The following is a 13999-nucleotide window of genomic DNA, read 5'->3' on the forward strand; positions in this document are numbered from 1 at the left end:
GGGCCGGGGGCGCGCCCCGGCCCGGGGCGGCGTCGACCACGCGTATGTCCCCGGACGGCCTCTCTAATCCTTTCGCGGGTATGTCGCGAGGATTCACCCGAATTCGTGTGAGTTAACACACGCTTAAAATTTGCTGCGAAAGCCCTATCTTGTGGGGTTGGGGGACCGGGTGTTCTCCGGGCGGCGCCCCCGTTGGCGCCTTGGCGTGTACCCCCGGTAGCTGTCCTGAATCCCCTGGTGAGTAAGGCGTGCGTGGCGGTCCCGCGGGCGGCGGTCTGAACCCCCGTTTTGGCCACGTAAGGTGACGACCGGCGCTAAATGAACGAGTCGTACCCTCTGAAACAGGCATGAAACATCCGTCATGATCGCACGAAACACGCTGCTCAGGAACGTTCGCTATGTTCCATCGACGTGCCTCATCAACAAACCGAACCTGAAACTCCCGACCGGTCTGGCGCCGCGCGTAACCCCTCAGTAGTCGCGGGCAGTCCGGGCAGCGGCGACGCGCGCTTGGCGTCGCCGTCGCTCGATGATGGACGGCACCTGTGGCGCCTCGCGGGCGAGGCGGGACTCGACGTCAACTCTCCCTACGCCTACCTGTTGTGGTGCAGGGACTTCGCGAAGACGAGCGTCGTCGCCCACGATGACCAACACGAGCTGCGCGGATTCGTCATCGGCTACGTGCGGCCGGACCGGCCCGACACCTACTTCCTCTGGCAGGTGGCGGTCGACCCGTCCTTCCAGGGGCGGCGTCTGGCCCGCCGGATGCTGGACCACATCGGTGAGCGCATCGCCTCCCGCGGAATCGCTCATCTGGAGGCTACGGTCACCCCGGACAACACGGCTTCCAGGGCGCTGTTCGCCTCCTTCGCCCGTGACCGCGGCGCACCACTGGAGTGGACGCCGCTGTTCGAACACGAGCACTTTCCACGGGAGGGCTCCGAGGGCCACGAGCCCGAGGAGCTCGTCCGGATCGGCCCGCTGTCCTGACCTGCAACGACCCGCAACGCCCCGACCGCACACCCGATCCTGACCACCCCGTCGTCAAAGCCACGAGCCCACGAACCTGGGGAAAGGAACCAAGGAACACACGATGGAGATCTTCGACCGCCTCGAATCGGAAGTCCGCAGCTATTGCCGCAGTTGGCCGGTCGTCTTCAACGAGGCGCGGGGCAGCTATATCTACGACGAATCGGGGCGTCCTTACCTCGACTTCTTCGCGGGTGCCGGTTCCCTCAACTACGGACACAACCATCCGAAACTGAAATCCGAACTCATCGAGTACCTCATGAGCGACTCGATCGTGCACAGCCTGGACGCCTACAGCACCGCCAAACGGGAGTTCCTGCGGACGTTCGACGAGACCGTCCTCCGCCCGCGCGGCCTCAACTACAAGGTCCAGTTCCCCGGTCCCGCCGGGAACAACGCGGTCGAGGCCGCGCTGAAACTCGCCCGGAAGTACACCGGCCGCGAGACCATCATCAGCTTCACCAAGGGCTTCCACGGCATGACGCTGGGCGCGCTCGCCGTTACCGGCAACTCGATGAAGCGCGGCGGGGCCGGGGTGCCGCTGAGCCACGCCGCGACCATGCCGTTCGACAACTACATGGACGGCCAGACCCCGGACTTCCTCTGGCTGCGCAGTCTGCTGGAGGACAGCGGCAGCGGCCTGGACAAGCCTGCCGCGGTCATCGTGGAGACCGTGCAGGGCGAGGGCGGGATCAACGTGGCCAGCGCGGAGTGGCTGCGCGGTCTCGCCGAACTCTGCGAGGAGTACGAGCTCCTGCTGATCGTGGACGACATCCAGATGGGGTGCGGTCGCACCGGACCGTTCTTCAGCTTCGAAGAGGCCGGGATCAGACCGGACATCGTCACGCTGTCGAAGTCGATCAGCGGGTACGGGATCCCGATGGCCCTCACACTCCTCAAGGAGGAGCTGGACGTCTGGGAGCCCGGTGAGCACAACGGGACCTTCCGCGGCCCCAACCCCGCCTTCGTCACCGGCACCGCCGCGCTCGACACCTTCTGGCGCGACGACGAGCTGCAGAAGGGAACCCTGGCCAAGGGCAGGCTCATCGAAACCCGGCTGAGCGCCATAGCCGAGGAGCACCCCGGCACCGGCGCGCACGTCCGCGGCCGGGGAATGGCCCGCGGGCTCGCCTTCGAGGACGAGACGATCGCGAGCCTGGTCAGCAAGGAGGCGTTCGACCGCGGGCTGCTCATCGAGACCTCCGGTCCCGAGGACGAGGTCGCCAAGCTGCTTCCGCCGCTCACCACCACGGAGGAGGAGCTGGAGCGCGGCCTCGACATCATCGCCGAGGCGGCTCGCGCTGCGGTCAAGGTCACCCAGTCAGCCTGATACACAGGGGTTGCATAATCAGGAACACCTGGCGCGGGTCCCGGAGGCACTCCGGGGCCCGCCGTTCCGCAGGAGCACCACCGACAGGCAGAGGAGTACACCGTGATCGTTCGCAGCCTGGACGAGGTCGACGGCACCGACCGCGACATCCAGACCGAGAACTGGCGCAGCCGGCGGATCATCCTGGCCAAGGAAGGCGTCGGCTTCTCGTTCCATGAGACCGTGCTGTACGCGGGCACCGAGACCCGCATGTGGTACGCCAACCACGTTGAACTGGTCCACTGCATCGAAGGCGAGGCGGAGCTGGTCAACGAGGAGACCGGTGAGACCCACCTGATCACCCCCGGGACGCTTTACCTCCTCGACGGGCACGAGCACCACATCGTCCGCCCGAAGACCGACTTCCGCGTGCTGTGCGTCTTCAACCCTCCGGTGACCGGGCGCGAGGTGCACGACGAGAACGGCGTGTACCCGCTGCTGACCGATGAGGACGACGCGGCGGCGACGCCCGCCAAGTGACCATCTGCGGGCGGGGCGCGGAACGCCGTGCCCCGCACGTCGCGTTTACCGGAAGGCGGCGTTTGCCGCGCTTTTCCGCACTTTGCACGAAGAGACCGGCGAGCCGTACGAGGAGCCGCCGGGCACCGACCGAGAAGGGAGCGAATCCCCCAGGGGTATGGCCATGAGTGTGTTGACGAGCGATTTCGAGCAGCCGACCATGGACGACTACCCGACCCGCAAGGACACCACTCCGGCACTGCTGTACCGCAGGGACGCGACGGTCTGGGGTGAGGCCGACGGCGGCCCCATCGACCAGGCCGGCCTCGACCAGTACGACGATCGGGGCTACCTGCAGATCGGGTCCCTCATCAGCACCGAGGAGCTGGAGAAGTACCGCGCCGAGCTGCGGCGCCTCACCGAGGACCCGGAACTGAAGAACGACGAGCGCGTCGTCGTCGAGCGGTCGTCCGACGAAGTGCGCTCCGTCTTCGAGGTCCACAAGGTCAGCGAGGTCTTCGCCGACCTGGTGCGCGACCCGCGCGTCGTCGGCCGGGCCCGCCAGATCCTGGGCTCCGACGTCTACGTGCACCAGAGCCGCGTCAACTACAAGCCCGGTTTCGGCGGCGGAGACTTCTTCTGGCACTCGGACTTCGAAACCTGGCACGCCGAGGACGGGATGCCCCGGATGCGTGCGGTGAGCATCTCCATCGCCCTCACCGACAACTACGTACACAATGGCGCCCTGATGATCATGCCCGGCTCGCACACGACCTTCGTGTCGTGCGTCGGGGAGACGCCCGAGGAGCACTACCGGGCGTCGCTGAGGCACCAGGAGATCGGGACACCCGACCAGAGCAGCCTGTCGATCCTGGCCGGGAAGCACGGCATCGACGTGCTGACCGGGCCCGCCGGCGGCGCCACGATGTTCGACTCCAACTGCATGCACGGCTCCGGCGGCAACATCACGCCGTTCCCGCGGTCGAACGTCTTCATCGTGTTCAACAGTGTCGAGAACACCTGTGTGGAGCCCTACGCCGCTCCCGCGCGGCGCCCCACGTTCATCGCGTCGCGCGACTTCACCCCGGTGCGATAGGGCGGCGCGGATCCCGGAATCCGTTTCCTGATCGTTATTTTTCGGACTCGAACGTAACCAGTGGGTAACGCCCCGTTTCGCCGATCGTTGGCGACCGGACATGGCGGGCAATCACCGGACATGGTGTTCGTTCCGCATACAGCCGGGGCCGCTCACGCGACCTGGAACGGCGCGCATGAAGAGCATATGACCCGGGGTATCACTCTGAACACAACGAATATCCCCGCACTGCACACGGCGCTCCCTCCGTCGCGGAGGGAGCGCCGTGCTGGTTCGTCGAGGAGTACCGATGACGAGAATCAGAGGCGGCGGCATGGACCGGCGCCGGTTCCTGACCGGGGTGGGGGGTGTCGGCCTGGCTGTGGTGGCGGGGCCCACGCTGTTGGGCGCGTGTTCGCGTGTCGGAACCGGAAACACGATGGACCGCATCCGGGAGCAGGGCTACATCAGCGTCGGGTTCGCCAACGAAGCCCCGTACGGCTACACCGACGTCGAAACCGGTGAGCTGACCGGACAGGCCCCCGAGCTGGCCAGGGCCATCTTCGGTGAACTGGGCATCGACGCGCTCCGGGGGGTCCCCGTCCAGTTCGACGGCCTGATCCCGGGGCTGCTCGGCGGCCAGTTCGACATGGTCGCCGCCGGCATGGCGATCACACCAGAGCGCTGCCAGGAGGTCGCGTTCACCAACCCGGACTACCTGGCCAGGACGGCCTTCCTGGTTCCCGAGGGAAACCCCGAGGGGATCGAGAGTTTCGGAGCGTTCGTGGAGAACCAGGACCTGACCCTGGGGGTCATGAACGCCACCGTTGAGCAGCAGACCGCGGAGGACGCGGGCGTTCCCGGCGATCAGGTCCAGACCGCGGCCGACCCCTCCAGCCTTTTCGAACTGCTGGAGACCGGCCGGATCGACGCGGTCTCCCTGACCGCGATCTCGCTGCGCTGGATGCTCGACGTCCGCGGGGGGCCGTTCGAGGTGACCGAGGCGTTCTTCCCCGTGATCGACGGCGAGGAGCAGGTCGGAGGCGGCGGGTTCGCCGTTCGCCAGGAGGACGGTGACCTGCGTGAAGCCTTCAACACGCAGTTGGAGGAGTTCAAGGAGAGCGGGCGGCTCCTGGAGATCATCGAACCGTTCGGGTTCTCCGCCGATGAGCTTCCCGGTGATCTGACGGCCGCTGATCTGTGCGAAGCCTGAGCTCTGGGGAGTCTCGATGACATTCTTCACCGACTCGCTGCCGATATATCTCAACGGCGCGTGGTACACGCTGATGATCACCGTCGGCGGCTGCGCGCTCGCGTTCGTGATCTCGATGATCTTCGGGATCCTCGGTACGATGCGCAGCCTCGTGGCGCGCGCGATCGCCACCGTCTACGTCGAGATCTTCCGCGGGGTCGCGGCCCTGGTCCTGATGTTCTGGCTGTTCTACGCGATGCCGCTGCTCATCGGGTACCGGCTGGAGCCGGTGGTCGCCGCGATCCTGGCGCTGGGCCTCAACGTCGGAGCCTATGGCGCGGAGAACGTGCGCGGCGCCATCAACGCCGTGCCGCGCGCGCAGTACGAGGCCACCGTCGCGCTCAACTTCGAACCGCTGCAGCGCATGCGTCTGGTGATCCTGCCCCAGGCGTGGGCGCAGATGCTGCCGACGTTCGGCAACCTGGTCATCGAGCTGATGAAGGGCAGCGCCGTCGTCTCGCTGATCGCGGTGTCGGACCTGACGTTCGTGGCCCAGCAGATGCGCACCTTCACCGGCGAGACGCTGCTGGCGTTCCTCGCCGCCCTGATCATGTACTTCATCCTCGCCCAGATCTTCCTGTTCCTCACGCGCATGGCGGAGCGGCGGGCGAACCGGCGCCTGGGCCGCCTCCCGGACAGGCCCGCGAAGAAGAGGGCGATTCCCAGCATGGCCGGCGTGGCGAGAGGCGGTGAGTCGTGATGGACTGGGACTTCATCGTCGAGGCGATGCCCGCCCTGCTGGCCGGGCTGCGCTACACCGTCCTGGCGACGGTCATGGGGTACGCGCTGGCGCTCGTGCTCGGGCTGGTGGTGGCCATGGTCCGGAAGGGGGCGCCGCCGACGGTCGCCAAGACGGTCTTCTGGATCATGGAGTTCATCCGCTGCACCCCGCTCCTCGTGCAGCTGTTCTTCGTGTTCTACGTGCTGCCATCGGCCGGCATCGCACTCACTCCACTGACAGCAGGCGTCATCGCGCTCGGCGTGCACTACGCGGCCTATACCGCGGAGGTGTACCGCTCGGGACTCGACGGGGTGCCGAAGGGGCAGTGGGAGGCGGCCAGGGCACTGAGCCTGCCCGGCGTCCGTACCTGGACCTCGGTGATCCTGCCGCAGGCCATCCGCCGGGTCATTCCGGCTCTGGGCAACTACCTGATCGCGATGTTCAAGGACACGCCCCTGCTGTTCGCCATAACCGTGCCCGAGCTGCTGTTCGAGGCCAACCGGCTCGGCGGCGAGAACTTCAAGTACCTCGAAACGATCTCCGCGGTCGGTGTGCTCTTCATCGTCGTGAGCGTGCTCTCCGCGATTGGTATCCGATTCCTGGAGCGACGCTATGCCGCAGTCTGAGCAGAACATTCAGGACACGATCCGTCCCGATGCCTCCCCGGACGTCCCCGGGCCGGGGGACGCGGTCCAACAGCCGCTGATCAGGTTCGAGAAGGTCGTCAAGCAGTACGGTGACAACGTTGTGCTGCGCGAGCTCGATTTCACCGTGCAGCCGGGGCAGCGCGTGACGCTCATCGGTCCCAGCGGGTCGGGGAAGACGACGATCCTCCGGCTGCTGATGACCCTGGAGCAGATCGACGGCGGTGTCATCTGGGTCAACGGCGATCCGCTGAGCCACATGTACAAGGGCGACCATCTGGTGCCGGCCAACGAGAAGTACCAGCGGGCCGTGCGCAAGAAGATCGGGATGGTCTTCCAGCAGTTCAACCTGTTCCCGAACATGACCGTGCGGCGGAACATCACCGAGGCGCCCATCCACAGCCTGGGGGTCCCCAGGGGGGAGGCCGACGAGAGGGCCGCCGAACTGCTGGACATGGTCGGGCTCAAGGAGAGGATCGACGAGCACCCGACCCGCCTCTCCGGAGGCCAGCAGCAGCGGGTCGCGATCGCCCGGGCGCTGGCCATGCGCCCGGAGATCCTGCTGCTGGACGAGGTGACCTCGGCCCTCGACCCGGAACTGGTCGCGGGGGTGCTCGACGTCCTCCGGGAGATCGCGCGGACGACCGACATCACCATGCTGGCGGTCACCCACGAGATGGGGTTCGCCAGGGACGTGTCGCACCGCGTGCTCATGTTCGACCACGGGCGGATCCTGGAGGACGGCCCGCCCGACCAGATCTTCGGTGAACCGCGTGAGGAGCGTACGAAGTCGTTCCTGCACGCCGTGCTGGAATCCGGGTGAACCCGGGCCGGTGATGGCGGAGGCGGCCCGCAACGGCCGCTCCGGGCCGCCTCCGCCATCACCGGCCGCGCCGTGCGACCCTGACCCCATGGCACGACTGCTGATCGTTCACCACACGCCTTCGCCGTCGGCCCAGTCGATGCTGGAGTCGGTTCTGGAGGGGGCCCGCAACGAGGACATCGAGGGGGTCGAGGTCGCAACACGGCCGGCGCTGGGCGCGGCGGCTCCGGACGTGCTCGCCGCGGACGCCGTCATCCTCGGTACCCCCGCGAACATCGGATACATGTCCGGTGCCCTGAAGCATTTCTTCGACACGGTCTACTACCCGTGCCTGACCGACACCACGGGCCTGCCGTACGCCCTGTACGTGCACGGGAACAGCGACACCACCGGCGCGGTGCGCGCCGTCGAGTCCATCGCCAAGGGTATGGGGTGGGAACGCCACCGCCCGCCGGTCACGGCCGTCGGGGAGATCGGCCGTGCCGAGGGCGAGGCCTGCTGGGAGTTGGGGGCGGTGACCGCGCTGGCCGCGTTGGAGCAGGCCGAGCGCGCGGGTAAAGGATAACGACATACCGTAGTTATTGAGTCACAACTGGTTTCTCCCGGGTCAGACTGGAGTTTCCGAATCCAGGGGAGAAATCGGGGACGAGCGTGTTCAGATGGGTGCTTTGGGGAAGCCTTGCCGCCTATGCGGTGGCTCTGGTGGCCGCGCTGCTGGCCCATCCGGCACTGCCGGTCGAGGTGGCGTGGCACGGGGCGAACCCGCTGTGGACGGTGTGGCTTCCCGCGATCACCGGGATCGTTCTGACCCGGGCCATCGTCACACGTCGCCGGCGGCGGAAGCTGGACGAGCGGACCCGGAACGCTCTGGAGGAGCATCCGATCAGAGCCGAACTGTGCTGGCTGCTCCTCTTCCTGCTGTGTTTCGTCAGCGGGACGGTCGCTCTGCCGCGTCTGCTCGGCGCGGCGTTCCCGCCCGACGTGTATGTCACGGTCGTCCCCGCACTCCGGGTGCTCTTCCTCCTCGTGCTGCCGATCCTCTTCGTGGACCGGGCGGGTAGCACGCTGAGCGGGAACGCCCCAGCCATGTCCGCGCTGGTGATGCGGGTGACCGAGAGTTGGCGCTGGCTCGGCGCCCTTCCCGTCCTGGTCTGCATCGGCCTGGTGGGACTGGGGCTGCGCGGCGAGCCGTTCCCCCCGCCCGGCGTTTTCCTGTTCGTCATGCTGCTCGCCTTCGTCGCGATCACCGTGCCCGAGGAGGTCTTCTTCCGCGGCATGGTGCAGACCCGACTGGAGAGGGCGGTCGGACGCTGGGGCGGGATCACCGTGACCTCGCTGCTGTTCGCCCTGACCTACGCGGCCATGGACGGCTACGGCGAGATCACCGCCCTCTCCGCGGAAGGGGCCCTGCACCGGCTGGGATGCGCGCTGCTGATCTACGGCGTGATCGGCGTGCTGCTGGGCTACGTGTGGTCGCACTACCGCAACATCTGGTTGAGCGTCCTGCTGCGCGGGGGGATGCTTACGCTGGTCATTGCCCCCACTGTGCGCATAGTTGGGTAAACCCGCCCAAAGGTCAGCTTGCTCTTTCCGCTGGGTAAAGTGGTATGAAAGCTTCCCGCAGCAGGTAGGGTCACGGCAGCCCCCCGAGCCGGAGAGTCAGGTCGCGGGAACCGACGGTCCGGGACGCCTTCCCGGGCGCGGAAGGGGGGACATGTTCGGCACGGCCGTTCGGCGCAGGGTGCTCTGCGCGGGGGCCGTGGTCTTCGCCGCGGTCGTGCTCCTGCTCTTCGGAACCGGAGAGACCCGCGTCCTCACCACCGGGGATCACATGCCGGGCGAGGCCTGGACGCTCTGGATGCCGGTGGCCCTGGGCATGCTGCTCATCCGGTGGATCCCCCCGTGGGTTCCGGAGCGGGAGATGGCCGAGCGGCTGCACGCCACCATGAAAGGGCGCGCGCCGGGTCCGGAGACGGTGGTCCTGGTGGCGTGCCTGGCCGGTTTCCTGGTATCGAAGCTGCTGCTGGACCCGGTCTTCGGTGCGATGGATCCCGGACTGGCGCCGTTGTCGTACCACACCTCGAAGTTCCTCTTCCTGCTCTTCGTCCCGCTGATGTTGATCGGCGCTTCCGGGGTCATGCGGAACTCGCAGGACTTCACCCTGCCGAAGCTGGCCGTCCGGGTCTTCGAGCCGTGGCGCTGGGCCGGCCTGGTCCCCGTCGTCGGCTACCTCGTGTTCGTACTGATCCCCTGGGCCGAGCACCCGCCCGAAATGGGGTCGGTACCCGAGCACTACGACGTTCTGGCCGCCCTGGCGATCGGCTACATCGCCACCGCCCTGCTGGAGGTGGTCTTCTTCCAGGGGTTCCTGCAGACCCGGCTGGAAGTGCTGTTCGGGCGCTGGCCGGCCATTGTGCTGGTGGCCCTGGTCTACGCGCTGACGAGCCTCGTGGGCGCCACCTTCCCCAGCGGGGTGCTGAACGCGGTAGCGTCCGCGATCGCCGTGCAGGGGGCCGCCGCGCTGCTCTACGGCTACCTGTGGTCCCGCTACCGTAATATCTGGCTCAACTTCCTGCTGCAGTTCGGTGTCGTCACGCTCATCGTGCTCCCGGTGGCCGCAGTGCTGTGGTCGTAGCCCTTCCGGGAAGGGGCCGTCTCCGCCCGCGCGCCGGCGGAAACGTCACGTCTCCGGAATATCCGGAAAACCGGGTGGTCCGTCGAGGCCGGAAGGGTATGGAATCGGACTACACATCGCTGTAAGGGCACGGTCGCCGTGTGGCCCTTGCTGGTTCATGTGGATGGGGGACCCTGCGAGCCGTGAGTGTGGAACCGGTGCATATAGGGCAGAGCGCTGAGAGCGCCGACCGTCTTCCGGCCGATCGGTTCATGGACCGGGAGGAAGGATGGCTGCGTTTCAACCAGCGTGTGCTCGAACTCGCCGAGGACACCGACATCCCGCTCCTGGAACGGGCCCGGTTCCTCGCCATCTTCTCCAGCAACCTCGACGAGTTCTTCATGGTCCGGGTGGCCGGACTGAAACGTCGCCTGGCGACCGGGCTGTCCGTGGCCTCCCCGAGCGGGCACCATCCTCGCGACCTCCTGGAACGCATCGCCGAGGTCACCCACGAACTGATGCTGCGGCACGCCGGATGCTTCGACCGTTCAGTGGCGCCGGCGCTGGTCGAGGCCGGGATCCGGATCGTGCGCTGGGACGGGCTCGACGAAACCGAGCGCCACCGCATGCGGCGGTTCTTCCAGCGCGCCGTCTATCCCGTACTCACCCCGTTCGCGGTGGATCCGGCGCACCCGTTCCCCTACATCTCCGGGCGTTCCCTCAACCTCGCGGTCACCGTCCGCGATCCGCAGTCCGGGCGGCGCATGTTCGCCCGGATCAAGGTGCCTTCCGTGCTGCCGCGGTTCATCGAGCTCGGCGATGACCGCTTCGTTCCGGTGGAGGACGTCATCGCCGGCCATCTCCAGCAGCTCTTCGAGGGCATGGAGGTGCTGGAGCACCATGCCTTCCGGGTCACCCGCAACGCCGACCTGGAGGTCGACGAGGACGAGACCGACGACCTCATCCAGTCGCTGGAGAACGAGCTGCTGCGCCGCCGCTTCGGCCCGCTCGTGCGGCTGGAGGTGGAGCAGACGATCTCTGACGCGGTGCTGGAGATCCTGCGCGAGGAGCTCGGCGCCGAGCGTGGGGAGATCTACCGGGTCCCCGGGCCGCTCAACCTGGCGGGCCTGAACCAGATCGCCGACCTGGACCGGCCGGAGCTGAAGTTCGCGCCGATGGTGCCGGTGGAGCCGCGCGCGCTGCAGGGGGAGCAGAGCCTCTTCGAGGCGATCCGCGAGCGCGAGCTGCTGGTGCACCACCCCTACGAGTCGTTCGCGGCGACCACCGAGCGGTTCCTGGAGCTCGCGGCGGCGGATCCCCGGGTCGTGGCAGTCAAGCAGACGCTCTACCGCACCAGCGGCGACTCCCCGATCGTGGAGTCCCTGATCGAGGCGGCCCGGGCGGGCAAGGAGGTCGTGGTACTCGTCGAGGTCAAGGCGCGCTTCGACGAGCAGAACAACATCCAGTGGGCGCGCAAGCTGGAAGAGGCCGGCTGCCACGTCGTCTACGGCCTGGTCGGCCTGAAGACCCACTGCAAACTCGCCCTGATCGTGCGGCGGGACGAGGACGGCACGCTGCGCCGCTACGGCCATATCGGTACCGGCAACTACAACCCCTCCACGGCCGGGGTCTACGAGGACTTCGGCCTGTTCAGCGCCGACCCCGAGGTCGGGGAGGACCTCAGTGACCTGTTCAACCACCTCACCGGCTTCTCCCGGAAGAAGCGGTACCGCCGGCTGCTCGTGGCGCCGGGCGGGCTGCGCGAGGCGCTCATGTCGCTGATCCGGAAGGAGATGGAGAACGCGGCCCGGTCCGAACCGGCGCGCATCCGGATCAAGATCAACTCCCTGGTGGACGAGGACATCATCGACGCGCTGTACGAGGCGTCGCGGGCCGGCGTCCCCATCGACCTGTGGGTGCGCGGCAGTTGCGTGCTGCGCCCGGGAGTGCCGGGACTCTCCGAGACGATCCGGGTGCGCAGTATCCTTGGGCGGTTCCTGGAACACTCCCGGATCTTCGTCTTTGAGAACGGGGGAGAGCCGCACGTGTGGCTGGGCAGCGCCGATCTCATGCCGCGCAACCTGGACCGCCGGGTCGAGGCGCTCGTCGGGGTGGCCGACCCCGACCACCGGGTGCGCCTGGTCCGGCTGATGGATCTGGCCATGGCCGACAACACGGCCTCCTGGCGGCTCGCCCCGGACGGAACGTGGAGCCGTGTCACGCACGGCGCCGGAGGAGAGCCGTTGCCGGACCTGCAGACCACCCTGCGCGGGGACCGCCATCTCCGAGTCGTCGATGCCTGAGTACGGCAGCGGGGAGATTTCCGTCACCAGCGCCTTCCCGCCCCGCGACACGGCGCCGGGCGGCTACATGGAACCCATCCGAGCGGCGGGGGCCGTGCTGTGGCGGGACACCGGCGCAGAGGAGAACGAGGTCGCGCTCATCCACCGGCCCGACCGCGGCGACTGGACGCTGCCCAAAGGCAAGGTGAAGAACGGGGAGCACCTGCTCACCGCGGCGGTACGCGAGGTCACCGAGGAGACCGGGTTGCGGCCGGTGCTGGGGCGGCGCATACCGCCGCAGCGCTACCTCCGGAGCGGCTGGCCCAAACAGGTGGAATGGTGGGCGGCCACCCCGCTGGGGGCCTCCTCCTTCGCTCCCAACGACGAGGTCGACGTCATGGAGTGGGTGCCGCTGTCCGAGGCGCGCACGCGGCTCAACTACCAGCACGACGTCCAGGTACTGGACAACTTCGCCTGCGGCCCGCTGGATACGTTCCCGGTGATTCTGCTCCGGCACGCCTCCGCGGGCGAGAAACGCAACTGGGACGACAACGACCTGCTCCGCCCGCTCGATGAGGTCGGCCGCGCCGACGCCCTGGAGGTCGCCGATCTCCTCGCCGCCTACGGCGCTCCCCGTGCGGTCACCTCCGCGGCCGCGCGCTGCACCGAAACCGTGCTGCCGTACTCGGTGGCCCACAACGTCGAAGTCCGCACCGAGCGCGCGTTCACCGCGCAGCCGGTGAGCCGGTCGCGGACCACGTTCGACCGCCTCGGCGCGCACGCCGCGTTCGCCCGCCTGCTGGACGAGGGGGAGCCCACTGTGGTGTGCACGCATGGGGAACTCGTCGCCGAGCTGATGACCGCCGCGCTGGAGCGGCTGGGCGCGCCGGTCTCGCAGCAGCTTCCACTGCGCAAGGGCGCGTTCTGGGTGATGCACGTTTCGGTGGCCGACCGCACCCTGGCGGCCATCGAGCGCCACCTGGTCCGGGGGTAGGGCGCCGGTGCGGCCGCGGCCTGAGATGATGCGCGCATGGCCAAGAACCAGGTTGCGCGCAGCGTCGTGATCGACGCCCCGGCGGAGCGGATCTTCGGCATCATCGCCGCCCCGCACCGCCACCCCGACTTCGACGGCTCCGGATCCGTGCACGGGCTGATCGAGGGCCCGGAGCGTCTCGGCCCCGGGGACCGGTTCGGGATGCGCATGCGGATAGGCCTGCCGTATCGCATGAGCAACCGCGTAGTGGAGTTCGAGGAGAACCGGGTGCTCGCGTGGCGGCATTTCGGCAGGCACCGCTGGCGCTGGGAGCTGCAGCCGTTGGCCGACGGCGCTACGCGGGTGACCGAGACCTTCGACTACTCCTATGCGGTCCCGTTCCTCTACCGGCTGGCCGGATGGCCGGCCCGCAACGCCCGGGCCATCGAGGAGACCCTGGTCCGCCTCAAGGCGCTGGCCGAGGACCGGTAGCCGGGACCGGTCCGTCCGCGCGTCCCCCTCCTATGCGCGGACGGACCGGGTGAGCACCGGGGCGCGAGACGGGCGGCGGTCCCCGCCCGGTCTCGTTCGCCGGTGCGCGCGGGGCGGGCCGGGTCGTGGTGGCCCGCGGCGCGGTGCGCAGGTGTTCGTGGAGGTGTATTTTCCGAACGCAGTTAGATAACTACTGCTAGTAATTATTGTACCGTGGGTCACTGCTGGCCACTGCCGATTTCGACGAACAGATGAGCACGAGGTGA

Annotated in this window: 14 protein-coding genes; all 14 read left to right on the plus strand. The window is 67.9% G+C overall.

Annotated elements, in window-relative coordinates:
- Positions 1 to 510 precede the first annotated feature (510 nt).
- Positions 511 to 990: a diaminobutyrate acetyltransferase gene (ectA, locus tag VS93_RS04960; RefSeq protein ID WP_236700346.1), complete on the plus strand. Its 480-nt coding sequence runs from the start codon at positions 511 to 513 to the stop codon at positions 988 to 990.
- 103 nt (positions 991 to 1093) lie between these two features.
- Positions 1094 to 2359 carry a diaminobutyrate--2-oxoglutarate transaminase gene (gene ectB / locus VS93_RS04965; protein ID WP_046468837.1) on the plus strand — a complete coding sequence of 422 codons (1266 nt, stop codon included), beginning with the start codon at positions 1094 to 1096 and terminating at the stop codon, positions 2357 to 2359.
- Positions 2360 to 2461: 102 nt separating this feature from the next.
- Entirely contained in the window at positions 2462 to 2878 is a 417-nt protein-coding gene (locus VS93_RS04970; RefSeq protein WP_046468838.1) for an ectoine synthase, read from the plus strand.
- A gap of 163 nt (positions 2879 to 3041) precedes the next feature.
- Complete coding sequence (thpD, locus tag VS93_RS04975; RefSeq protein ID WP_046468900.1) at positions 3042 to 3953, plus strand: ectoine hydroxylase; 912 nt, start codon at positions 3042 to 3044, stop codon at positions 3951 to 3953.
- 289 nt (positions 3954 to 4242) lie between these two features.
- Positions 4243 to 5145 (plus strand): ectoine/hydroxyectoine ABC transporter substrate-binding protein EhuB, encoded by a 903-nt coding sequence (gene ehuB / locus VS93_RS04980; protein WP_236700347.1) that lies wholly within the window; start codon positions 4243 to 4245, stop codon positions 5143 to 5145.
- Positions 5146 to 5161: 16 nt separating this feature from the next.
- The gene (gene ehuC, locus VS93_RS04985) at positions 5162 to 5884 is read left to right on the plus strand and encodes an ectoine/hydroxyectoine ABC transporter permease subunit EhuC (protein WP_046468840.1); all 723 of its coding nucleotides are present in this window, start codon (positions 5162 to 5164) and stop codon (positions 5882 to 5884) included.
- Positions 5884 to 6531, plus strand: a complete 648-nt coding sequence (gene ehuD, locus VS93_RS04990) for an ectoine/hydroxyectoine ABC transporter permease subunit EhuD (RefSeq protein WP_046468841.1) — start codon at positions 5884 to 5886, stop codon at positions 6529 to 6531. Before ehuC ends, ehuD begins: the two co-directional genes overlap by 1 nt.
- The gene (ehuA, locus tag VS93_RS04995; RefSeq protein WP_082126632.1) at positions 6518 to 7372 is read left to right on the plus strand and encodes an ectoine/hydroxyectoine ABC transporter ATP-binding protein EhuA; all 855 of its coding nucleotides are present in this window, start codon (positions 6518 to 6520) and stop codon (positions 7370 to 7372) included. Before ehuD ends, ehuA begins: the two co-directional genes overlap by 14 nt.
- Positions 7373 to 7460: 88 nt before the next feature.
- Positions 7461 to 7937, plus strand: coding sequence for a flavodoxin family protein (locus tag VS93_RS05000; protein ID WP_046468902.1), 477 nt, complete (start codon positions 7461 to 7463; stop codon positions 7935 to 7937).
- A gap of 86 nt (positions 7938 to 8023) precedes the next feature.
- The gene (locus VS93_RS05005) at positions 8024 to 8935 is read left to right on the plus strand and encodes a CPBP family intramembrane glutamic endopeptidase (RefSeq protein WP_156184686.1); all 912 of its coding nucleotides are present in this window, start codon (positions 8024 to 8026) and stop codon (positions 8933 to 8935) included.
- A gap of 151 nt (positions 8936 to 9086) precedes the next feature.
- Entirely contained in the window at positions 9087 to 10007 is a 921-nt protein-coding gene (locus tag VS93_RS05010; RefSeq protein WP_052745540.1) for a type II CAAX endopeptidase family protein, read from the plus strand.
- 197 nt (positions 10008 to 10204) lie between these two features.
- A complete protein-coding gene (locus tag VS93_RS05015) occupies positions 10205 to 12289 on the plus strand; it encodes an RNA degradosome polyphosphate kinase (RefSeq protein WP_082126642.1) in 2085 nt (694 codons plus the stop codon).
- Positions 12282 to 13262, plus strand: a complete 981-nt coding sequence (locus tag VS93_RS05020; RefSeq protein WP_046468843.1) for an NUDIX hydrolase — start codon at positions 12282 to 12284, stop codon at positions 13260 to 13262. The genes VS93_RS05015 and VS93_RS05020 overlap by 8 nt, the downstream gene beginning before the upstream one ends.
- A 36-nt stretch (positions 13263 to 13298) precedes the next feature.
- Positions 13299 to 13733, plus strand: coding sequence for an SRPBCC family protein (locus VS93_RS05025; protein ID WP_046468844.1), 435 nt, complete (start codon positions 13299 to 13301; stop codon positions 13731 to 13733).
- The last annotated feature ends 266 nt before the right edge of the window (positions 13734 to 13999 follow it).

Origin of the sequence: Allosalinactinospora lopnorensis, from assembly GCF_000981225.1 — a bacterium.
GTDB classification, from domain to species: Bacteria; Actinomycetota; Actinomycetes; order Streptosporangiales; family Streptosporangiaceae; genus Allosalinactinospora; species Allosalinactinospora lopnorensis.